Annotated in this window: 19 protein-coding genes, 1 tRNA gene and 1 pseudogene; 10 read left to right on the top strand and 11 right to left on the bottom strand. The window is 59.4% G+C overall.

Translation table 11 applies throughout. The annotated features are described in order from the left end of the window. The first annotated feature begins 4 nt into the window (after positions 1 to 4). The 4 genes from RPC_RS24945 (at position 5) to RPC_RS05045 (ending at position 3,534) form a co-directional block, all read left to right on the top strand. Complete coding sequence (locus tag RPC_RS24945; protein WP_157043141.1) at positions 5 to 526, top strand: hypothetical protein; 522 nt, start codon at positions 5 to 7, stop codon at positions 524 to 526. 224 nt (positions 527 to 750) lie between these two features. Next, complete coding sequence (istA, locus tag RPC_RS05055) at positions 751 to 2,244, top strand: IS21 family transposase (protein ID WP_011471085.1); 1,494 nt, start codon at positions 751 to 753, stop codon at positions 2,242 to 2,244. Next, entirely contained in the window at positions 2,238 to 3,071 is an 834-nt protein-coding gene (gene istB, locus RPC_RS05050) for an IS21-like element helper ATPase IstB (protein ID WP_011471086.1), read from the top strand. Before istA ends, istB begins: the two co-directional genes overlap by 7 nt. Positions 3,072 to 3,189: 118 nt before the next feature. Then, a complete protein-coding gene (locus tag RPC_RS05045; RefSeq protein WP_011471477.1) occupies positions 3,190 to 3,534 on the top strand; it encodes a hypothetical protein in 345 nt (114 codons plus the stop codon). 704 nt (positions 3,535 to 4,238) lie between these two features. On the opposite strand, the gene RPC_RS05040 is transcribed toward RPC_RS05045, so the two are convergent. The 3 genes from RPC_RS05040 to RPC_RS25985 form a co-directional block, all read right to left on the bottom strand. Next, entirely contained in the window at positions 4,239 to 8,195 is a 3,957-nt protein-coding gene (locus RPC_RS05040) for a hypothetical protein (protein ID WP_041801418.1), read from the bottom strand. Between the two features lie 100 nt (positions 8,196 to 8,295). Beyond that, positions 8,296 to 9,441 carry a hypothetical protein gene (locus tag RPC_RS25990; protein ID WP_011471474.1) on the bottom strand — a complete coding sequence of 382 codons (1,146 nt, stop codon included), beginning with the start codon at positions 9,439 to 9,441 and terminating at the stop codon, positions 8,296 to 8,298. A gap of 16 nt (positions 9,442 to 9,457) precedes the next feature. Next, positions 9,458 to 9,856 carry a hypothetical protein gene (locus RPC_RS25985; RefSeq protein WP_157043140.1) on the bottom strand — a complete coding sequence of 133 codons (399 nt, stop codon included), beginning with the start codon at positions 9,854 to 9,856 and terminating at the stop codon, positions 9,458 to 9,460. A 1,758-nt stretch (positions 9,857 to 11,614) separates the two neighbouring features. On the opposite strand from RPC_RS25985, the gene RPC_RS25980 reads away from it, so the two are divergent. Then, positions 11,615 to 11,818, top strand: coding sequence for a hypothetical protein (locus RPC_RS25980; protein WP_157043139.1), 204 nt, complete (start codon positions 11,615 to 11,617; stop codon positions 11,816 to 11,818). A gap of 293 nt (positions 11,819 to 12,111) precedes the next feature. Here the strand turns inward: RPC_RS25980 and RPC_RS05030 are convergent, their stop codons facing one another. Together RPC_RS05030 and RPC_RS05025 are read right to left on the bottom strand one after the other, a co-directional pair. Continuing rightward, positions 12,112 to 12,381, bottom strand: a complete 270-nt coding sequence (locus RPC_RS05030) for a conjugal transfer protein TraD (protein WP_011471473.1) — start codon at positions 12,379 to 12,381, stop codon at positions 12,112 to 12,114. Position 12,382: 1 nt separating this feature from the next. Then, a complete protein-coding gene (locus RPC_RS05025) occupies positions 12,383 to 12,709 on the bottom strand; it encodes a conjugal transfer protein TraD (protein ID WP_011471472.1) in 327 nt (108 codons plus the stop codon). Positions 12,710 to 12,881: 172 nt separating this feature from the next. On the opposite strand from RPC_RS05025, the gene traA reads away from it, so the two are divergent. From traA to RPC_RS25975, 3 genes are all read left to right on the top strand, one after another. Beyond that, complete coding sequence (gene traA / locus RPC_RS05020; RefSeq protein WP_041801412.1) at positions 12,882 to 15,890, top strand: Ti-type conjugative transfer relaxase TraA; 3,009 nt, start codon at positions 12,882 to 12,884, stop codon at positions 15,888 to 15,890. Positions 15,891 to 16,008: 118 nt separating this feature from the next. Next, entirely contained in the window at positions 16,009 to 16,215 is a 207-nt protein-coding gene (locus tag RPC_RS05015) for a helix-turn-helix transcriptional regulator (protein ID WP_011471470.1), read from the top strand. A 162-nt stretch (positions 16,216 to 16,377) separates the two neighbouring features. Continuing rightward, positions 16,378 to 16,692 (top strand): hypothetical protein, encoded by a 315-nt coding sequence (locus RPC_RS25975; protein WP_157043138.1) that lies wholly within the window; start codon positions 16,378 to 16,380, stop codon positions 16,690 to 16,692. Between the two features lie 379 nt (positions 16,693 to 17,071). Here the strand turns inward: RPC_RS25975 and RPC_RS05005 are convergent, their stop codons facing one another. Then, the gene (locus RPC_RS05005) at positions 17,072 to 17,542 is read right to left on the bottom strand and encodes a hypothetical protein (protein ID WP_011471469.1); all 471 of its coding nucleotides are present in this window, start codon (positions 17,540 to 17,542) and stop codon (positions 17,072 to 17,074) included. A 302-nt stretch (positions 17,543 to 17,844) separates the two neighbouring features. Here RPC_RS05005 and RPC_RS05000 point away from each other — a divergent pair, with 302 nt between their 5' ends. Beyond that, entirely contained in the window at positions 17,845 to 18,306 is a 462-nt protein-coding gene (locus RPC_RS05000; RefSeq protein ID WP_011471468.1) for a hypothetical protein, read from the top strand. A 138-nt stretch (positions 18,307 to 18,444) separates the two neighbouring features. Next, positions 18,445 to 19,491: pseudogene (locus RPC_RS25385) on the top strand (recombinase family protein); the annotation flags it as partial. 138 nt (positions 19,492 to 19,629) lie between these two features. Here the strand turns inward: RPC_RS25385 and RPC_RS26690 are convergent. From RPC_RS26690 to mnmA, 5 genes are all read right to left on the bottom strand, one after another. Next, on the bottom strand, positions 19,630 to 19,842 hold the full coding sequence (locus RPC_RS26690) for a hypothetical protein (RefSeq protein ID WP_041801407.1): 213 nt from the start codon (positions 19,840 to 19,842) through the stop codon (positions 19,630 to 19,632). Positions 19,843 to 20,015: 173 nt separating this feature from the next. Beyond that, positions 20,016 to 20,092 (bottom strand) — tRNA-Met (locus RPC_RS04985). Between the two features lie 107 nt (positions 20,093 to 20,199). After that, entirely contained in the window at positions 20,200 to 20,559 is a 360-nt protein-coding gene (locus RPC_RS04980; protein ID WP_011471466.1) for a hypothetical protein, read from the bottom strand. 45 nt (positions 20,560 to 20,604) lie between these two features. Further along, entirely contained in the window at positions 20,605 to 21,243 is a 639-nt protein-coding gene (locus RPC_RS04975) for a class I SAM-dependent methyltransferase (protein ID WP_011471465.1), read from the bottom strand. A gap of 18 nt (positions 21,244 to 21,261) precedes the next feature. Continuing rightward, positions 21,262 to 22,464 carry a tRNA 2-thiouridine(34) synthase MnmA gene (mnmA, locus tag RPC_RS04970; protein ID WP_080507315.1) on the bottom strand — a complete coding sequence of 401 codons (1,203 nt, stop codon included), beginning with the start codon at positions 22,462 to 22,464 and terminating at the stop codon, positions 21,262 to 21,264. Positions 22,465 to 22,480: the final 16 nt, after the last annotated feature.

Raw genomic sequence — 22,480 nt, 5'->3', positions numbered from 1 at the left:
GGTAATGCCGCTTCCGGTCCCTGCCGCTTGTTCCCTGCAATTGGTCGATGATCTGGTGGCCGAACGCCAGTCCGGGAAGAACAAGTTGTTCTTCAACGGGATCGCTGCCGAGTGGCGTCGGCGCGTTCAAACGTACTTGGACGAGCGCGGCTCGCCAGCAACAGTCCCGACCTGGCCTTTGATCGGACCAGACAAGAAGAAGTTTCTGAACCTCTACGCCTCCCCGGCCGACGGTACCGCCCAGAAGAATGTGCTGGCCGCGCTACGCGATCATACTCTGACAATATGTCCCGCTTGCGGAGAGGCGGGCAGGCCGAATACATTGGACCACTATCTTCCGAAGGATGTATATCCGCACTTCTGCGTCACGCCGCACAATCTGTTTCCGATGTGCGACGCTTGCCAAATAGAAAAGGGTAGCAAGACCGGAGACGTCGCCGATCCGCGCTTCTTTCTGCACCCATACTACGACATTTTTATAGGCCAGCAGGTACTTGGGCTTTCGATCCACGCGCCCTATGTGTGACGACAATTATCTTGGCCGGCGGACGACAACTAGCTTGGCCGGTGTGGCCGGACGGCGGGAGGGCGTAGCCCGACCAGAGTCCGGCCACACCGGCTGCGCCGTTTTGTGGGGTCATTTGACGTCACTGGCGGTCGTTTCTGAGGTGGTGCAAGCGGTTCTTTCCTCAATGGAAAGGGCCGTTCGTGCCAGGCAGCCACCTCAACGACCACCAGGTGAGAACGTACATGGACCATCGTCGAACCCATCCTCAGCACACTGCCGCCGCCAAAGCGGGAATCAGCGAACGCTCGGCTCGTCGGATCGATCGCGATCCAACCTTGCCATCGCAGCGCAAGACACCCCGAGGTTATCGGACCCGTCCCAACCCGTTCGACGGCGTTTGGGAAGCCGATATCGTGCCGCTGCTGCAATCGATGCCGTCGCTGCAGGCCATCACCATTTTGCGCGAGCTGCAGCGGCGTCATCCCGGCCGCTTTCCCGACAGCCATTTGCGAACCCTGCAGCGCCACATGCGGCGGTGGAGCGCACTCGCCGGCCCCGAGCGCGACGTCATCTTCCGTCAGGAGCATCCGCCCGGTGCGCAGGGCCTTTCCGACTTCACCGATGCGGGCGAGCTTGGTGTGACGATGGTTGGGCTCGCCTTTCCGCATCGCTTCTATCACTTCGCGCTGGCCCATTCGCAGTGGGAGTACGCCCGCGTGGTCGAGGGCGGGGAAAGCTTCTCGGCGCTTGCCGAGGGGCTCCAGAACGCGCTCTGGCTGCTCGGGGGGGCCCCGCGCGAGCATCGCACCGACAGCCTCTCGGCTGCGTTCAAGAACCTCTCGGAGGAGGAGGACTTCACGCGCGCCTATCGTGAACTTTGTGACCATTACGGCATGGCGGCGACCCGCAACAATCGCGGTGTCAGTCATGAGAACGGCTCGATCGAAAGCCCGAATCGCCACCTCAAGAAGGCGCTCGATCAGGCGCTGACGCTGCGCGGTAGCCGTGACTTCGATACTCGGGTGGCCTATCAGGCATTCACCGACGACATCGTCGGCCAACGCAATGCCGCCCGCGACCAGGCCTTCGCAGCCGACCGCGCCGCCCTGCGGGCGCTGCCGCCGCGCCGCACCACGGACTTCAGCGAGGCTGCCGTGGTGGTCACGTCCTCCAGCATGTTCTGTCTGCGCAAGGTGTTCTACACGGTGCCGTCGCGTTTGATCGGCCATCGCCTCAAGGTGCACCTCTACGACGATCGGCTCGACTGCTTCCTCGGCTCGACGCAGGTGCTCGTGCTGCCGCGCGGCCGGGTGCCGCGGGGGGCCCAACGCGGACACGTCGCCGACTACCGGCACGTGCTGCCGAGCCTTCGGCGCAAACCCCAGGCCTTGCGCAACCTGGTATGGCGTGACGCGCTGTTCCCGCGGCCGGCGTTCCGCCGGGCCTGGGACACGCTGGTCGAGCGAGGCCCGATCGACCGGGCTTGTCGCACCATGGTGGCGTTGCTCGACATCGCCTATTGCAGCGGTTGCGAAGCAGAACTCGCCGCGCATATCGACAGCGTGCTCGATCTCGGCCACCTGCCGGATCCCAACGCCCTGCGGGCTGTGTTCAGCCGCGATGCCGCGGCTCAAAACGGCGGGGCGGCATTGCCCACGGTGGCCGTCACGATGCCGGCCGCGTTGATCTACGACGTGCTGCTGTCCAGCGTCCACGGCGAGGTGTCGTCATGCTGACGCGCGACAACACACCAGCGCCCATCACGGTCGATCTCGCTCGCCTGCCGATGCTGCTGACCTCCCTGCGGCTGCCGACCATCGGCCAAATGTGGGCGGACCTCGCCGAGCGTTCAGACCGCGAAGGCTGGCCGGCCGCTCGCTATCTTGCGGCCTTGCTCGAGCACGAGCTTGCCGAACGCTATCAACGTCGAATCCAGCGCAACATGCAGGACGCTCACCTGCCGGCGGGGAAGAGCTTCGCCACCTTCGACTTCGCCGCCGTCCCGATGATCAACAAGAGCCAGATCACCGCGCTCGCGGCCGGCGGTTCTTGGCTCGACAAAGGCGCCAATCTATTGGCCTTTGGCCCGCCAGGCGTTGGCAAGTCGCATCTCGGCGCAGCTCTCGGCCAGGCTCTCATCGAAAACGGCTATCGTGTTCTGTTCACCCGCACGACCGACATGGTGCAACGACTTCAGGCCGCTCGCCGCGATCTAACGCTGCAAAACGTCATGGAAAAGCTCGACAAATACGACCTGCTCATCCTCGATGACCTCTCTTACGTCCGCAAGGATCAGGCCGAAACCAGCGTGCTCTTCGAACTCATCTCCGCCCGTTACGAGCGTCGCAGCTTGCTCATTACAGCTAATCAGCCATTCGGGGGCTGGGAGGAAATCTTCCCCGACAAGGCAATGACCGTGGCCGCCATCGACCGCCTCGTGCACCACGCCGTCATTCTGGAAATGAACACCGACAGTTATCGTCGCAAGGCCGCAGTCACGCGAATGACCGATCGGAAGGCCTCGGAAAACTCAAAGCAAAAGCCTGTAACCAAAACGATCTAATCGTCGCAATCGCGCCAATTAGATCTTGCGTCGTTGCTCAACTCCTTGCACCCTCAAATCGCTTCAGAGGCGACCGCCAAAACCGGCCATCCTAGTTGTCGCCGACCGGCCATCGTAATTGTCACTCTACACGCCCTACGACGCGCCGACGTTTAATCTCGCGCCAGTAGGGGGGATCACACCCGAACAAGCGAAGCTGCTTGTCAGGCACGTGCAGGAGCTAAATATCGTCGGACGGTACGGCGGCTATTTCACCGAGGCGCACCGGCGTGTGCTGCGGCTCTGTGATGGGATGAGGGCGTCGGGCCAAGATGTTGCTCGAGGCGTCCAGTTGTTTCGCGACAATGCGGCAATGGTCAGCTCGAACAGCTGGGATCACCTGTTCTACAGTGCCGTCCTCGACGATCCCGGCTTTTTAGATTATCTCACCAACGGCGACTTGCCCCCAATCTATGACTATTGAATGGGCGATGCGCGCCGGTGCCCTTAGCTGAACGAATCGGCGATTTCCTCAGTGGCTGTGCTGCTCGACTGCCTGACTGACTCTCCACGGCGACATCGTCGAAACCGGCAACGATAGCTGGTGTTTCAAAGCCGCGCCCGACATCCCCCCGGCGCCGCAACACCTGCGGCGGAATGGTCTCGATCGGCAATCGCAAGCGGTCCGCGCGGCTGCAATGTGGCGCCTACAAGGAGAGTGAATCCTGCACCAATAGCCGTAAGGTCTACCGCGACGCCATTGAGGCGCCGTGCTTGCGAGACTGAAAGGCGAGCTGTCGCAATCCGAATGCGACTATTCAATCCATCAGGGCCTATAACGATGAGCGGCGACGCCTTGCGCGCGAAGCTGGCGAGCACGATGAGCAAGTTGAAACGCCGCAATGCCGAGGTCCCACGCTGATTTGAGCGCCCGATCGACGCGATAACACCAGGCGTCGATCTCGCACCTTGATACCGAGGATCAAGACGCTTGAAATCGAGCGCGCCGACATAGGCGGGAAGCTGAAATGCGCCAACGAAGCCCATATCGTCACATTGCATCCCGGTCGCAGACCGCTGTTGGTCCCGTAGCCCGCTTCCCTCCATTACTACTCGTTGCCGACCATCAATGAATCATTCCACCGGACAAACCCTAAATTTAAGATCAAGATCAGAACAAATAGTCGATCAGCTCGCAATCTCAGATACCGAAGTTCTCGTGCTATCAATAAATTTACCAATCCCATTGCTAGCACTATCAGTGTGAAACATTCGATTACGTACCATCTCGTATAGTACGCCATACCTAAAATACCGCCCCTCCGCGATTCCTCCAGATGAAGACATTGCGGAATTGAAAAGGTTCGCATAGATGTCTTCTGCAGACGCCTTAGTCACCGATTTTGTACTGATAGCGTAATCCAATCGTCCGGAAACTCTCGTCAGAGAGAATAGCGCATCAAGCTCCTCCACCTTTAGCTGCTTCCGCATGTGAGCCTCGAAGCGTTCTGGTGGCGACATCCCGTCCAACGATGACTTGAATCTGAACGAGATCGACGTTTGATAGTCTTCTGGATTCAGTAGAGCTACATCCATTGCTATTGGTGTGTACGACGTTTCACTACGCACAACCAATGGATCACGGAAAATGTACCGCCGAAGATCGACAACTTGCTCGAACCGCTGACGGATTTCACTCACAACTTTAAGGTATGCCGAAAAAATATCGCTCGCTCTATGCCCATCTTTGACGACCACGGGATTCAGGTTGCAAAACAGCACCAAAAAACAGTCACCCCAACCATCCGTTAGTAGTCCAATATCCCCTTGAGAATGGAAATGACGGTATGGAGACGCAATAAGCCGATCGTCGCTAACGTGCCCCTGCAACGCAATTGACCGCCTCAAGTCGCTATCGAACGAATTCATCACGATGTCTTCTGCAAGAAGGCGCTCGATGAAGGTTAGCCTCGCCGAACGTTGCGTCAGCAGAACGTTAATTGTGGCGATCGGCACCCTCTGGCTTTCAACACTGACATTTGGATCTCGTATTGTAGGGTACGGACTTTGAGATGCTTCGAATTCTTCCAAGCGACCAACGCTTTCGTTGGCAAAGGTGCAAGCAAACGGAATTCCTCGTTGCTGCCGCCGAAAGAATGGGACCGTGAATAGCTCCTCTCCGCGGCGCGACACCGGAGACCCAGTGCGCGAGGTGCGACGCCCCTCTTCCAAGACGAAGCGATCGAACCGACCGAGCAATGTAGAGGAAAGCGCTTGACCGTAGTACTCTCTCCCATCCGTTCCAGACGGCGCGGTGCAGCCATCTCGCCCCCACGGTTTGGCCAGCAACTTGCGGCCTTCCTTCCAGCAGTTCTCTGGATCATGCCCGAGCCGAAAAGATGCATTCTCACCCATTTCGTGTTCAAAGTAGTCCAGCGAAATGCGATCGATGTTGAATGATCGCGCGGCGATCAGCCCCGGGATCACTCGGTAATCCCCTCCCGCTCTCTTTCGAGCCTGCGTAGGCACGTCCAAAAACTTAGAAAATACTTCGGCCCAGGTTTGGGATGCCGGATGGTGTCGAACGACACCAGCTCTAACGTTGATCTCCGGTCGAACTGCCAAATAGTGAATTACCTGAATTACGTCATTGAATGCTCGTGCGACAGGATCCCTTATCAGTATCTTATCCCGCAATTCTATCGGTCGTCTGTCGTTTGACGTAACAACGTTCCGAACGCCGGCCTCCAGTTTACTCCCGATTTCACTCAACTTATGAGTTGCTGCAAACTCCAACACATGGCGATACCTCTGCGCACGAATTGAATCCGGGAAATTGCAGTCAGTATGCTCACGACATAACCAGCCAGCGCGAATGCCTGCGACTCGATCGATGACTTCAGAACTATTCTTCGGCCATTCATCAATTAGATCTCGAAGCTCTCCGTCTGACTCCGATGCTGCTTCATTGGTGATCGCTAAATTGATCATGTCGTGAAGGGCTCTGGCAAGCCTATCGTCATCCGCAGTGGCCAAATAGGGTTTAATCTCCTCCAACAATTCATCGAGCCACCGCAAAACAGCCTTGAGTCGCACGACGGGAGAGCGCTCGAACCAAATAACAAACTCAAGCGCGTAATGGTAAAGGTCTCTCCCTAGCCAACCAAATTCATGGAACGCCGTCATCCAATACTGGCGAGGGGTGCCGTGCTCCTCGCTGATTGGCGTTCCTAACAGATCACGCGCTGTCAAAACAGCACACTGCCACGGGATATCTATCAGACGCTGGAACATCCGCAGCTCGGATGCTTTCACAAAGTGGGTCGCTCCCAAATAGAGCTGTCCGAAAAGAATGCTAATCTCTCGTCTCGGGTCCATAGAATTGGTAAGAGGATTACTACAAAGATAGTTTCCTAACATTCGCGGCTGCTTGAGCAGACGATCAAACCACATACCAACGCACGCGGACGAGACTATATTGTCGAGCGTCTGAGTGTGCCGGTGCAATGGCGCGATCTTTTCTCGGCGCCAATATTCGTCATGCTTCCCACGCTTGGTTCTCCATTCGTTTGTCTGCGGCCCCAGGTCAGAGCTCGCGATCATCTCCTCGATGACACGGCACATTTCGAGCCAAAGGCGCCAGTCTTCCCTCTGGTCGCCGTCCATCCATTCTAAAAGCTTGTTCGCCGTGAACTCAACAAGGTCTCGCGCACCTTCCAGGACAACATTGTCCAATTTGCTCTCGCTATGTCGCAATTCTTCGGTTAGAGCCGCGCCGAATGCACGAGCCACTGACAAACGAAGGTACCACTCTGGAATCTGCCCGCGCATCGCGGTTATTTGCTCGACGTGAATCTCTGATGCGCTGCGGAACGATGAGTCGCTCCCCGATACTTCGAATAGGTCTTCGCAGCCCGCACCAACTAGCTCTAGAAAATGAGCAAATAGATAGGAAGTCCCGTGAACTGCGATGCTTGCCATATCGACTGCACATTCAAGCCCAAGATCTTCTCTCCTCCGCCAAGATAACTCGAAGAACTGGAACTGAGAGGCATAGCACTCAAGAATATGCGAAAGCTGTCTCAATAGGCGAGAGAACGCGTCGTAGCGCCGGTCAAGCGAGGTCGGCGTAAGGTTGTCAAAGTGCTTATTGATGAGAAGATGCGCTACTTCATGGGCTATGATTGGTTGAAGATCAGGCCGTTCAGGCATCCAAAACGACGAACGAATGAACCCCGCTCGGATGTGCGTTGCATCTTCTACGCCGTCTTTAACAACTTCGGTGCGGGCAACGGATGTAAAGTATCCTGTGTAGCGGTGCACGAGATACTCGATTTCCTCATCCAGACGTACGTATCCGTAGTCGTCTTCAATACCATTCAAAAAATTGAAATACTGAGCTAGATCAATCGAAATGAAACGGCATAGATCTGCAAGGTCGGTTGTATAGATGCCCTGATCACGCCGTCGACGAACCGTTGGAATAGGATCGCGCTCCAATGACAAATTGAGGATTTCTTGCACACAGGATTGAACATCACGAAATGCCTCAAGTCTTTGATGCAACATGAACAGCACGACCCGGCGAACAAGCAGAAACTCGGCTATTGAGTCTGACGTAACACACGCCGTCTGATGAAATGCCTGCCAACCCCGACAGGCTAGCACTAGTTTGTCTCGAACAGAGTCCCTTTTCAGAAGCTGCAGATATCGAAGAGATTCGTACAGCCTTTCGTCGATAGCGGAAAGCAGATTCCTTTCTGATATATGGCGTCGCTTCTTTATAAGACTTGCAGAGACTTTCTTGACTTCATTGCAATCGGACCAGCTCCCGTAGATCTTTGTTATCGCCTCGTCGTCAACGAGGCTATCGGCATCTATGGATGCTAGATTGGCGCCGGGAAATTCAAGACACCAAAGTTGCGAAAGGGTTTCGCAGCCATTCTTTAACGAAGATAAGTTGGGAAGAATCGGCCACCAATCAATGCCGTCGGTGTCGGAATTGGTACTGTAGCGCCCCCAAAGGTAGCGGTCCTCAAGTTCGAGAGGCTGATAGAATTCTGCGACTCCGAGGTGACTCGACACGGTCTCTTGAATGTGCCGAACCTCCAGCATTAGCGTATCGATACGCTCAAAAGCATCCATCCAACTTACGATTGCCATGGATCTTGCGGAGTAAGAGGGCGACACTTCACACGCTTCCTTCTAAAACACAGCTCGATGATTACACACTAGTTTTCGACAGTCAGCCAAGGCTCTGCAAGAACGCCGCATAGAGTGATGCAAGGCCGGTAATGACCGTTGCTACGAGCGCTGGTAGCCACTTTTCTTCTGCAAACTTCACTAAGTCTGGCGCATGCGACATTTGCCAATTGCCAAACGCCGTCATTGAATTCGGAAACGGCCGAGCGTTGAAATAGCTTTTGAACTGTTGCGAAAAATCCTGCTTGAGTGTTGATACTGAATACCAAAGGCTTTGAAAGAACCAAAGCGTGATGCAAAGCATGAATGGCATCTTGCTCAACGACTGAGATTGGTTGCAGGAGCCGCTAGCCGATGCAGGAGGCGAAATCGCTTGGATTATTGGATACATCAAGAACGTTGCGATGCAGAGCGCAAATCCAAAAAGAACAGGACTAAGATAACTCAGTATGAACTCTATTCTCGCAGATGCCATTGTCTTGCGATTGCGCTGTAGTGGCACGAAGCAACTAACGATCGCAAATGCCGACAATGCAAAAAGGCGACTATCTTCTCGTCTTAACTCAAGTGAACGCAGTTTGGCGGTGTTTTCAGACGCCGTGCTAGCTAGACAATCCGACCGAAGGCATTTCCGCAGCCGTCGCACCACAACATTTGTCATTTTGATTGGCCAACGAGTCCGCGCTTCATTGCCTCGGAATAGCCTTCCTACCCAATAGATGGTTTCTTGACTAATCGGTCCAATCTTACGACCAAGCCGGGACTGATAACGAATGAGACCTCCAGCATGGTTAGAGGGGAATGACGGAAAGCAGCTTTCATACTCACGGCGTGCTTTCGTCGAACAAAGCAGTAAGAGCGCACTGATTGGCTGGGTGGATGAGCCGTTCAGCATCGCACTTATAAGTGCGCTAACGCCCATTGCAGAAGCCAGAAATAGTATGAGAAATGTAAACCACAGGAAGAGCGGCGCTACGCCAGGGATCGCCTGCGCGGGAACGACAGAGAATATGGAAAATAGGCCAAGACTTTGAACTAACGCATGCGCCAATAAATGGTAATGGACCGCATGAGGCACCAGATAGTATCGCGACGCTGAATGTTTCGGATCAAACGTCCCGAATTGACGATCAACGCGCCGCCACACAACAAAGGGGGGGGGCAGTGAAGGATCTTGGCGCCCGGTCACGCCACATCACAATAAATCAGCCCCAACGAAAAGGAGCGCGCTTCAGTTTGGACGTATCGGATCCGTGCCCGTTGCTCACGGGTATTGCCTGAGACGCTGGCCTCGTCGATGTATCAAAAATACGCCCGTTCAGCGGTCGCAACTGACGCTGCACTTCCATAGCCGCGTCAGCGCGCAATAGGTCAACATCTCTCTGTATGTGCTTATGCCAATCCTCTGTTTTGTGCCGCGAGAGGTCGAATTCGTCTCGAAGAGAGCCAAATTCTTCTCGAAGATTGTCGGCGCCCTCTTTCAGGCCATCGAACCGGTCGTCAAGCTTGGCAGACAACTTGTCGGTCGCCTCTGACAAGCGTTGCAGATTGGCGGTTACCTCTGACAATGCACGTTTCAGATAATGTGTTAGCTCGTCTTCCATAGTGGTCCCCGTTAGCAACAAAGCTCGATCGGATTAATAGCAGAGGCTCCGTCTTGAAACAGACGCAATCCATCCGGAGGCACTCCTCGTAAGCGATTTTGCAACAGTGCGATAAAAAGGCAACAGAGACCTAAAGTAATGGTGAATCGCAGCCGGCTGGTACGTGTCTCAACTCTCTCGATAGGCATTGATAGGTGTGTGTTCGTGGGGCGGCGCTATTCTTGTTCTGGCAACGTTGAGGGCGGCGCAAGCGGCGGTAATAGCGTGCCGGCTGATACTGAGGGTCGACAGGAGTTAGGTTGCCTGAGTTAGGGTCTACAAATCCGTTGCTACCTAAATTGAGTGCGCCACGCCGAGGAAGATTCGGAATGCTTCACTGACATAGCTGTCTGGTTACTGAACTGCAGTTCGTATGCTAAAGCACCTGAGCACCGGTGAGTTTTCGGCCGCAATGCGTGCGCGAGGATGTCTGAAATGGTGCTCTCGGATCGCGTTGTGAAATTGATGGCAAAGGACCGACGCAGTTTTGTAAGCCGCGCGGGCGCGATTGTCCGGGTAGGCCAAGACGGCGAACCAAGCATATTCGCCGCGAAGATGACGACTGCCGCGCGACGAAGGAAAAGGGGACCGCAGCAGCCTTGGCGCCGGGAGCATAGCCGGGATGATCGAGAGGCCCAGCTCGTCGCGTTGCGGGACGAAGAGCATGCCGCGTTGCAGGCGCTGGCAATGGAGTGGACGGCGCGCCGGCAGTCGGGCTTTGCGGCAGTGAAGAAGAAGGCCACACGGAGGCGCTTTCGATAGGGGGCTCGGCGGCGGCTACGGAAGCTCCGCTCTCGCCGCTCTAACTAAGCGCCCCGGCTGAGCTTAAACGTGTCTCGCCTTGGGCAGGTCAACTGCGCTAAAATCGACACCGAGCCCGTGTTGCCCAAGAGCGTGGACAGTACTATCGCCGCCTCTAAGCAGCGCACGCGCACGTCGATTTTCTTGAGAAGACGCGCATCCAGAATGGGGAGAGCGATGGCGCGAGTTTCTAGGCCGGCTACACGAGGAACACCGATGATATGCGCGACTTTAGTTGCTTGAACGACATTCGGCCGGGTGGCTGTACGGAGAGGCGTCCTATTGCTCGCTCAACGCCCGGGCACCCGATTGCTCCATGTGGAACACCGATCTATCCTACCGGAATGCAATTGGCTCAGCGATCACAAGGACCCGGTCGTTCGTGGCAAACTCAATTCACGCACAAGGGGCACGCGACCGACGGATTCGCGCTTGTGCTCCATTCCTCGAAAGAGCAGATATCCCCTGCATAATCGACGAGATCAGCACTTTGAGGCCCGCGTCGAAGAAGCGCTTCGCTTTTTGCTGGCCCAGTCGGTCTCAACGTGCGTGTTGGCGCAGGCAGGTTGGCTCGAACTCTCATCCGGAACACCGCGCTCGCGGCGCACCGCCATCAACCCGGCAAATCGTACGCGGTTTCCATGCTTTGGTCGGCCAGTCCTGGAAACTGTTATCCTGGGCTATGTGATCCGCGAGGCCAAGCATCCTTATACCCAACGGTCATTGAGATTGACCGACATGTGCCCACGCTCGCATCCCGATTGATGTAATTGTGTCTGGCTGGGATGAGGATTTGCCATGCCTCGCAGGCCGTATCGACGATGGCGTCATAGGTTTCGAGAACGCGGTTTGAGAGCCGGTTGGCCCGCATGTATTGCTAGATGTTCTCGACTGCGTTCAACCGAGATGGAGAAGGTATTGGCGCTGGCGGCCGATTTCCGCATTCGCTGGAGCCTCTCGTTCTTGACGACAAGAATGACCGCAGACACATCTGGCACGCCTTCTGAGAACAAACTGGCTCCGGAATTCGCGACCGTTGGACAAACATCTTATAGATCACATGTTCCCGATGATCTCAACAACGACGCAATTGAAATCCTTCAAGGAGATCATGTCAATTGAGTCTCTGCAGATGTCTGAAATCGAGCCATACCGACCGCTGCTGCTAATCGAATGTGAATAGGCGTCGAGATTGATCCATCCAGCGGGAATTCGATCAATCGCTTAGCGTACCGGTCAGCGTCGAAACATGCGCCGATTTACAATCAACCGCTTTGCGAGGCATCGCTCGAAGATGGGAGCTTCGAGCAGCTCAGGGGCCGCGGGTGTTGCACGGTGGCCTTCCGGTCGGCGCCAAACCGCGCTATGGCGGGCAGCGCCGCGATATTCCGGGTCTCCGCGTCGCCCGCAATCGGTCATGCCCGATCTCGCGGCCATTCCTGCGGGATGGTGGGCTTTTCTGTCGCCCGTTCCAAAGCGAATGCCTTCTTTCCCATTGCGGCCCAGAGCGCTCGGGCGTGTTCGCCTTGATTGCTTTTGAGCTTGTCTGCCATCCAGAGCAGCGCGCCGAGGATAATAGCGCGATCATCGCCGCTCAGGTCCACGACACGAGCTTTGACGACGAGGCCCCCCAATTCGATCAGACGCCGCGTGCGTTTGCGCCGCTCGACCTGCCAACTGCGCATATCATGCCGTGCCAGCGCCGCTTGATGGCGGTTGCGCGCCGCCCGGATGTGAAGGAGCGCCGCCCGTGTCGCGGTCAGATGCCGGTGCAGATCGGCGCGACCCGCATTGAAAGAACGCGGCCCCGCGCTTCGCCCATGCCTCCCTCTTTCCGGCATCCTTGGTTTCGGCCAACACGATCAGCGCGCCGGCCAGTTCGTCGGCGTCGAGAACATCGGCACCGGTGGCGATCACCAGTTCGCCGAGTTGCTGCACCTTGCGGGTTTTGAGGTCTCTGGTCTTTTCTTCCAGCGCCTTCAGTTCGGCATCAAAGTCGCGTGGCTTGCGCATCGTCGTCTCCACATGTTGTCGATGCAGCGATGATAGTTGAGGGCGAGCCGGAATGCTTTAGGATCACCGGGACGGTTTGAGACGGCGTAGTCCCTCCCGAGATTTTTTCGAGGGAGGGCGCGCTTATACGTCGTTCCGACGTGCGCTTCGCCGTGGCAATGATCTGATCGCGATGGCGATCTATCATCTTCACGTCAAGGTCATTGGCCGCAAATCCGGCTCCAGCGCGGTGGCCTCCGCCGCCTACCGCTCGGCGTCGCGGCTGCGCGACGACCGGCTTGAGCGTAGCTACGACTTTTCGGCCAAGCGCGGCGTCGTCCATTCCGAGGTCATGCTGCCGGAGAATGCGCCGCAGGCATGGCGCGACCGCGAACGGTTGTGGAACGATGTCGAATCCTTCGAGGTCCGCAAGGACGCGCAGCTCGCCCGCGAGGTCGAATTCGCCCTTCCGCGCGAGCTGACGCAGCGCCAAGGCATCGAACTGGCCCACGACTTCGTGCAGTCCGAATTCGTTGACCAAGGCATGATTGCCGACGTCAATGTGCATTGGGACATGGCCGAGGACGGCATGCCCAAACCCCACGCCCATGTCATGCTGACCATGCGTGCGGTGAACGAAAACGGCTTCGGCCCAAAGATACGAGACTGGAACCGCACCGAGATGGTCGAGCGCTGGCGGGAACGCTGGGCCGAGATCGCCAATCAGCGGCTGGCCGAACTCGACATCGACGCCCGGATCGACCATCGAAGCCTTGAAGCACAGGGCATCGGGCTGGAGCCGCAAAGCCAGATCGGCGCGACGGCGCAGCGGATCGAAAGCCAAGGGATCGAGGGGCGAGGGATCGAGGCCGCCACCAATGTCGCTGATCGGGCCGAGATGCACCGCCAGATTGCGCGGGGCAACGGCGCAAGAATTATCGCCGATCCTTCCATCGCGCTGGACGCCATCACGCAGCAGCAATCGACCTTCACGCAGCGCGACATGGCGAAGTTCGCGCACCGGCACAGCGACGGCATCGACCAGTTCAACCAGGTCATAGGGACGATGCGGGGCGCGCCCGATCTGGTCGAACTGGGCAAGGACGGACGGGGTGAGGACCGCTTCACCACCCGCGACATGATCGAGACCGAACAGCGCCTGCACCGCGCCACCGAGCTGATGGCGGAGCGGGATCGTCATGAGGTGCAGGACGCTGACAGGTTGGCGGCGCGGGCGCGGGCGGAAGCGCGCGGTCTGATGCTTTCGGCGGAGCAGGCCGACGCCTTGGCGCAGGTCACGAACGGTCGCGATCTCGGCGTCGTGGTCGGCCATGCCGGAACGGGAAAGAGCGCGATGCTGGGCGTGGCGCGGGAGGCTTGGGAAGCAGCAGGTTACGAGGTTCGGGGCGTGGCGTTGTCCGGCATCGCCGCTGAGAATCTGGCAAGCGGATCGGGCATCGCGTCGCGCACCATCGCCAGCCTGGAACATGGCTGGGCGCAGGGTCGCGACCTGCTCAGCGCGCGCGATGTGTTGGTGATCGACGAGGCCGGCATGGTCGGCACGCGCCAGTTGGAGCGCGTGCTGTCCCATGCTGCCGAGGCCGGCGCCAAGGTGGTGCTGGTCGGCGATCCGCAGCAGTTGCAAGCAATAGAAGCGGGCGCGGCGTTTCGGTCGATCTTTGACCGCCACGGCGGCGCGGAGATCGGCGAGGTGCGCCGCCAGCGGCAGGACTGGCAGCGCGACGCCACGCGCGATCTCGCCAACGGCAAAATCGGCCACGCGCTTGATGCCTATCGCTCCCACGGCATGGTCCATGCTGCCCCGACACGAGAGGACGCGCGCAAAAATCTGATCGACCGCTGGGACCGCGACCGGCAGGCATCGCCGGACCGCAGCCGCATCATCCTCACCCACACCAATGACGAGGTTCATGCGCTCAACGCCGCCGCGCGGGAACGGATGCGGGCGGCCGGCGATCTCGGCGAGGATGTGCGTGTCACGGTCGAACGCGGCGCTCGCAGCTTCGCCACCGGAGATCGCGTCATGTTCCTGCAAAACGAGCGCGGGCTTGGCGTGAAGAACGGCACGCTCGGCGCCATCGAGCATGTCAGTCAGCAATCCATGTCCGTGTGCATCGACGATGGCCGTTCCGTTGAATTCGACCTGAAGGATTACAACCGCATCGACCATGGCTATGCCGCGACCATCCACAAGGCGCAGGGCATGACGGTGGACCGCACCCATGTGCTGGCGACGCCGGGCCTGGACGCCCACGCCAGCTATGTCGCTCTTTCCCGGCACCGTGACGGCATGGAGCTGCATTACGGCCGTGACGACTTCACCAGCCAGGACCGGCTCACCCGCACCCTGTCGCGCGATCGGGCCAAGGACATGGCGTCGGACTACGATCGGGTTGACCCGGTGCAAAACTATGCCGAGCGGCGCGGCATCACCTTCCGCGCCCGTGTCGCCGAGATCGTGCGCAAGATCGTGCCCGAGAGGGTGCGCGGCATGTTCGATGGCCTCCGCCCACCGACGGTCCCCGCACCGGAAGCCAGGTCGGAGCCGGAAAGGGAAAGCGCCGCGGCGGCGGTCCGGCGAACGACGGACGATGCGCCGGGAAGGACCGTGGCAGCGGACAGCGACGCGGCGCTGCGCCAAGCTCGCACCAAGGCGCTCATCCGCCACGCCCGCGCCGTGGATATGATCTTCGAGATGCAGCAGCAGGGCGGCAAGGCCAGCCCGGAGCAGGTGAAGGAATTGCAGGAGGCCCGCAAGGAGTTCGAGGAGGTACGGCCCTATGGTTCGCACGACGCCGAAGCCGCCTACAAGACGAACCCGGAACTCGCAGAGCAAGCCGCTTCGGGCAATCCCGCCCGCGCGATCCGCGCCCTCCAACTCGAAACCGAGCTGCGCACCGCCCCAGCCCGGCGCGCCGACCGCTTCGTGGAACGTTGGCACAAGCTCGACCAAACCAGCCAGCGTCAGTATCAGGCCGGCGACATGTCCGGTTACAAGACCACGCGGGCAAGCATGGGCGTCATGGCGAAAAGCCTGGAGCGCGATCCGCAGCTAGAATCCATCCTCGCCAACCGCAGGGCCGAACTCGGCATCCAGATGGAAAGTGGACGCCGGCTCAGCGCGGCCCTTGCCTTTGCGCACGGTATCGACATCGGCAGAGGCCGGGGGATCGGAATCTGACCTATCCTATTTTCCGCCGCCGGTTCGCCACGCTTCGCCGAGTCGGAAAACGCTCTTGCCTGCCGGTTACTGCTGGCTCTGTCTGGATCAGGAGTAGTCAGCAGGAGGCAGCGTTTCCATGCCCGAACCAGACCGTATCATCCGTCTGAAAACCGTTCTCGCCCGCGCCGGCCTGTCCAGGTCCACCATCTACCGCAAGATCGCCGAGGGCACATTCCCGGCTCAGCTCAGAATCAGCAGCAACGGCGCAGGCTGGCGCGAATCCGAAATCAACCGCTGGGTCGCCAATCCTGTCGCATGGCGACCACGGGGCGATTTCGAATAGCCTCGCTGAGGTCGAGGCTGCTGGACGCCATGAAACCGGACCGCCGGCAGGGGACATCTCCCGCGGCCAAAATACTTGTCTCGGTGTTTAGCTATCATTTAACTTTCTCTGCGTATCTTCAGGGTGCCGACCCCCAATTTTTCTACGTTTTTGAGGCACCCAATGTCCGAATGGTCTGAAAATGTTGCGAATCTGGACATCCACGAACCGACATTCTTGGGTTCTCCCGGCATAACCGGTGCAGATCTCCGGGCGTGGCGCAAACGATTTGGAATGACCCAGGACATGCTGAGGCTCGCACTTCAGGTCGGATCGCGCCAGACCATCATTGCGTGGGAAAAATCAACCGAACGGCTCCCCCGGTACGTCCACCTGGCCATGATCGGCTTGGAGCACTCCGACGGGCACCAGTTCATGACGGGCTACCGATTCTCGGCTTCAGAGGCACGCCAAGCCCGCAAAAAAGCGACCTTCTGAGGGCCTTGAAATCGTGTGTGTGACCCATAAATCGTTGCGCAGGCCTCCGACCTATGCCCTGTCGGTCGATATCGGGGTCTGTGTCTATGATCTATGGGAACTATGGGGTGATGCCCCGTCCTGCCAGACGCTAAACCGGCGACATCCGATCTCTGGTGCCCTGACAAGCACCGCGTGGTGGGCCACAGGCCACGCAAAGCGATCCCTCAAACTGCAAACAGCCCCACGGGCTGAGGGATCGCTATTGTGAAAACCATCGGTTGGGCCGCAATCATCTACAATGTTCACGACGCCCTGACGTTTTGCGCCGTTCTCCTTCTCATCATCGGAGAATGCACGGCCACCTACATCGCGAATCAGAAGCCGAAGCGGAGGTGAGTCACTTCTTCCTTTTGTGCTTCTCTATGAGGCGATCTGTGGCAACGACGATGAAGCTGGCACATTGGAAGAATGCGGTGCTGACCATCTGAGGATCGGTCATAGCTTCAACACCCGGTCTCTGTTCAGGCGGCACCCAGGCGAGGAGTGCTTTGCGTAGGTCGGCCATCCGCTGGGTGACCGTCCCCTCCTTGTGTCCGTGAGCCACGGCGTTGCGTAGATCGTTGCCCGCCTTCAGCACAGCCCACATCGGCGGATCGAGCTCCGGCAAGAAAAGCTTTTCCACCACATCGATTTTGCCGGCGAAGGAACGGCGCTTCCATCGCCTGGACGCTGATCCGAGTAAATCGTCCAGTGCCTGCTCTGCCGTGAGGTGACATTTCAAAACGGTCACGATCCGCTCGTCGTACTTTTCGACGCGCTCGACCATGTTCTTGTGCGCTTCCTCCAAGCGCGGGTCGTTGATGTCCATAGGCTCCCCCTGCGTCGTGCGACAATTACCACGGAAACCCGCAAGGGCGATGGGTTCTTGTAACGGTCGGCGACCCCGATCCGCTCGCTCCGCGGCGACGGCAACTGACCCCGGACCCGTTCCCGCAAGGTGGGATTAGCTTAACCGGATATCCATGAAACCGGCAGCAGCTCATATCTGCCGCATCAGCAGAAGGTCGCATTATAGGACCAACCCGCCGATTGACGCGCTAAGCTTTCCGTTCTTACGACGCAAGGTAACCTACCCTTTTGTGGATATGCTTGCTACGCCATGCTGAGCGGATGGCTGGTATTCGCGTAGTTCAGCTTCAGGATCTTAAACCCGCTCCACCGCTTCATCGGCCGTGGACGAAGAACCGGCGCGTCGGCGACATCGTCGCGCCGATCGATGCCACGCTGGCGCAGACCCAGCGCGTCAGCTTCAATCCGGTGATCCCCGCGCCGATCACTGCGGCGACTGCGCCAACCAGAAGCGCCGCTTTTTCTTCAACCGACGGTGCAGAGGCTCTTCGACTGGCGGTGCAGACGCCGAACGACTCGCACCGCTTCGATCACGCCCCCGAACTCCCCACCCTTTTCTTCCTCCGGCGAGTGCTGTTGGAGCGCTGGAAAGGTAACTGGCTGATCGGCATCACTTGGATCGGCAACGACGAGATGGACCTTCTGGTGACCAACCACAAGGCCATCGGGAGCGGCGATTGGGCCATTTTCGCCATGGTTTCGAGCGATGCCACCGGCGGTTAAACCACAAAGACCGAAAAATCCGCCCGGGGAGGACGTTCTTGCCGTGGTCAGGGCGCTTGCCAAACTGAGGGCTCGGTTAGATCATGAAGCAGAGATCGCGCGCCTATCACTTCAAGCCCGCGCGACGGAGCCGAGCGCATGATCCGCGTCGCCATCTACGCTCGTTTTTCGAGCGACCTGCAAAACGATAAATCGGTCGACGACCAGATCGCGTTCTGCCGCGAGGTCTGCGCTCGCAATGGCATGACGGTAGTGTTGACCTTCGAGGACCGGGCTGTGTCCGCGTCGTCGGCGAAGAATCGTCCCGGCTTCGTCGCGCTGATGCGCGCTGCGGCGGCAAGACTGTTCGACGTCATCGTTGCTGAAGACATGGATCGCATTTTTCGCGACCAGGCCGATTATCACGCTGCTCGCAAGGAACTCGATTTTCTTGGCATCACCATCCACACCGCGACCGGGAAAGTGACCAAGATCGATGGCGCGCTGCGGGCATTGATGGGCGAAATGTATCTGGAAAACCTGGCGCTGCACGTACGGCGCGGACTCGAGGGCGTGATCCGCGACGGCCGCCACGCCGGTGGACGCGCGTATGGCTATTCCACCGTCCCGGGTTCGCCGGGCGAGCTCGTCATAGACGACGCGCAAGCCAAGATCGTGCAGCACATCTTCGCGCGCTTTGTTGCTGGCGTCACGCCGCGCGCCATTGCTGCCGAACTCAATGCTGATCGCATTGCGGCGCCGCGCGGGACTAGGTGGAACGCATCTACGATCAATGGGAACAACGCGCGCGGTCACGGCATGCTGCTCAATGAGCTTTATGCCGGCCGTATCGTCTGGAACAAGGTGCGGATGGTCAAGGATCCGACCACGGGCAAACGGATCTCGCGGATTAATCCGAAGGAGCAACATCGAATTACCGAGGCGCCGCAACTGCGCATCATCGATGATGTGACCTGGAACGCGGCGCAAGCCATCAAGCTGAAGCGCTCGCACCTCGGCGCGACTCAATCCCGCGCCCCACGGCGTCCGCTTTCTGGCTTGCTTCGATGTGGATCCTGCGGCGGTGGAATGGTGTCTATCGGCAATCGCAAGCGGTCGGCGCGGCTGCAATGCGGCACCTACAAGGAGAGTGGGGCCTGCACCAACAGCCGCAAGGTCAACCGCGACGCCGTTGAAGCGGCCGTGTTTGCGGGACTGAAAGACGAACTGTCCAATCCAATTGCGATTACTGAATACATCAAGGCCTATAACGACGAGCGGCGACGCCTTGCACGCGAGGCCAGCGACCAGATGAGCAAGCTGACACGTCGCAATGCCGAGGTCTCACGCGAACTTGAGCGCCTGATCGATGCGATAACCCAAGGTGTCGATCTCGCCACCTTGGTACCGAGGATCAAGGAACTTGAAATCGAGCGCGCCGACATAGACGGCAAGCTGAAATGCGCCAACGAAGCCGATATGGTCACATTGCATCCCGCTACGATCGAGCAATACCGCGCCGATGTAGAGAGACTGGCCGACCTTGCCGCCGAGCACAGCGACTTCGTGGAATCGGCGGAATTGATCGAAGCGTTACGGCGGCTGGTGGCCGGAGTCATCGTCCACGCCGAACCGTACGGCCGGGGCTTCAACGTCGAAGTGCAGGGACGATTGGCACAATTGACGAATTCGGATTTGTTCCCGACCCGTTCTGATGGAGGGGGGATCAGTGGTAGCGGGAGAGGGACTCGAACCCCCGACCCCAGGATTATGATTCCCGTGCTCTAACCAGCTGAGCTACCCCGCCACGCGCTGTCGTCGGCCAAAACCGTCGGCTTGGGCCGCGAACGCGCGGCATATAAGGAGGCGGCCGACGGCCTGTCAAGCAGGCTGGCCGATCGGCCGTGGAATGGGTTATTTCGGCCGGACGGTGGGGTCGCCACCCGGACTGCCCGGCGGCGGAATCACCGGCATGTTGCCGACATCCGGTGTCGGCGCCCGAATCTCCGGATCGACACCGGCCGGCGGGCACAGCACGCCATCGGAGCGGGCGAGCTTGTCGCCCAGCGGCTCGCGGCCCTGGCCGGTGGTGGCATCAGGCGTGGTGATGCTGCCCTGCTCGGGGGCGGTGCGGCTCGGCGCGCAATTGCTGGAGCCGGCCTGCGGCGCAGGCGCAACTTGCGCGGGCGCCGTCGTCGGCGGGGCTTGAGCGACGGCGACGCCGGAGGCCAGCGTCGCCGCGCAGATCAACAATGGGAGCCGAAGGTGTCGCATGCGGAGAGAACCGGCGACGGCCGCCGATGTTCCCTGCCCTGCGCGTTAGGCCTTGCGATAGCGGATCAACGAGAAATGCCCCATCGGCGGCATCGGCCGCCGCTCCTCCAGGCTGACGCCGCCGTGCCGCGCCGCCCAATTGACCAGACGCGCCCAGGGGAACTCGGGACGCCAGCCAAGCCGGCGCGCCAACGGCGCGAACGCCAGTTCGAATATTTTGCGCGGGCCGCTTTCGGCGCCGATGTGGTTGACCAGGATCAGTTCGCCGCCGGGCTTCAGCACCCGGACAAAGTCATCGAGCGTGGCTTCCGGGTCGGGCACCGCGGTGATGACGTATTGCGCCACCACGGCATCGAAGTAGCAGTCCGGGAACGCCAAATTCTTGGCGTCCATCACCCCCAGCACGTCGACATTGCTCAGCTTCAGCGCGCGCACCCGCTCCTGCGCCTTGCGCAGCATCGGTTCGGAAATGTCGACGCCGCACAGCCGGGTGGTCGGCGAATAATCCGACAGCGACAATCCGGTGCCGACGCCGACGTCGAGCACCCGGCCGCCGATGGCGTCGGCCACCGCGATGGTCGATTGCCGACCCGAATCAAAAACCTTGCCGAACACCAGATCGTAGATCGGCGCCCAGCGCGCATACGCCTTCGCGACGCCGGCGCGGTCGATATCGTTACTCATGTGCTGCCCCGATTGATGCTATCCGCGCGCGTCCGCCACCTGCGGCCGCGAAGCTGGCGCTCCGCGCAACGCGCTCTTCCCCGCGGCTCTCGGCGTCGCGCTCTTGATGAAGCCGCCGCCGAGCACGCGGGCCTGTCCGGCAGGTGCGTCGTAGAACACGCATGCCTGCCCGGGAGAGACGCCATCTTCTCCCGCAACCAGTTCAACCTGATAGCCGCCGTCCTGCGCCCGCAACCAGGCCGGCTGCGGCCGCCGCGTCGAGCGCACCCGCACGAACAATTCGAGGCCGTCGCCGACCGCGCGGTCGAGCGAACTGTCGCCGATCCAGTTGACGTCGCGCAGCACGATGCGGTCCATCCGCAGCGCTTCACGCGGGCCGACCACGACGCGCCGCGTCGACGGCTCAAGCCGCAGCACATAAAGCGGCGCTGTGGATGCGATGCCCAATCCGCGGCGTTGACCGACGGTGAAATGCACAATGCCCTGATGCTTGCCGAGCACGCGGCCGTCGAGGTCGACGATCTCGCCAGGCTCCATCGCATTCGGCTTCAGCCGCCCCACCACGTCGGTGTAGCGCCCGGTCGGCACGAAGCAGATGTCCTGGCTGTCGTGCTTGTCGGCGACCGAGAGACCGAACTTGCGCGCCAGTTCGCGGGTCTGCGGCTTGGTCATATCGCCGAGCGGAAACCGCAGATAGTCGAGCTGATCGCGGGTGGTCGCAAACAGGAAGTAGCTCTGGTCGCGGTCGGCGTCGGACGCGCAGACCAGCGCGCGCGAGCCGTCCGCCAGCCGGCGCGACGAGACGTAGTGCCCGGTCGCCAGCGCGGAGGCACCGAGCTCGCGCGCGGTCGACAACAGATCGCGAAATTTGATCGAGCGGTTGCATTCGATGCACGGCACCGGGGTTTCGCCGGTGGCGTAGCTCGCCGCGAAACTGTCGATCACCGATTCCTGAAATCGGCTCTCGTAGTCCAGCACGTAATGCGGAATGCCGATCCGATCAGCGACCGCGCGGGCGTCGTGGATGTCCTGACCGGCGCAGCAGGCGCCCTTGCGATGAATCGCCGCGCCATGATCGTAGAGTTGCAGCGTGATGCCGACGACGTCGTAGCCTTCGGACTTCAACAGCGCGGCCGTGGTCGAGGAATCCACGCCGCCGGACATCGCGACGACGATCCGCGTATCCTGGGGGCGACCTTCGAGATCGAGACTGTTGAGCATTGCTGCGGTCATTCTG

The sequence above is a fragment of the Rhodopseudomonas palustris BisB18 genome, from assembly GCF_000013745.1.
GTDB classification, from domain to species: Bacteria; Pseudomonadota; Alphaproteobacteria; order Rhizobiales; family Xanthobacteraceae; genus Rhodopseudomonas_A; species Rhodopseudomonas_A palustris_F.
The sequence above is the reverse complement of the archived record's forward strand: the minus strand, read 5'-3'. Positions and strand labels throughout refer to the sequence as shown.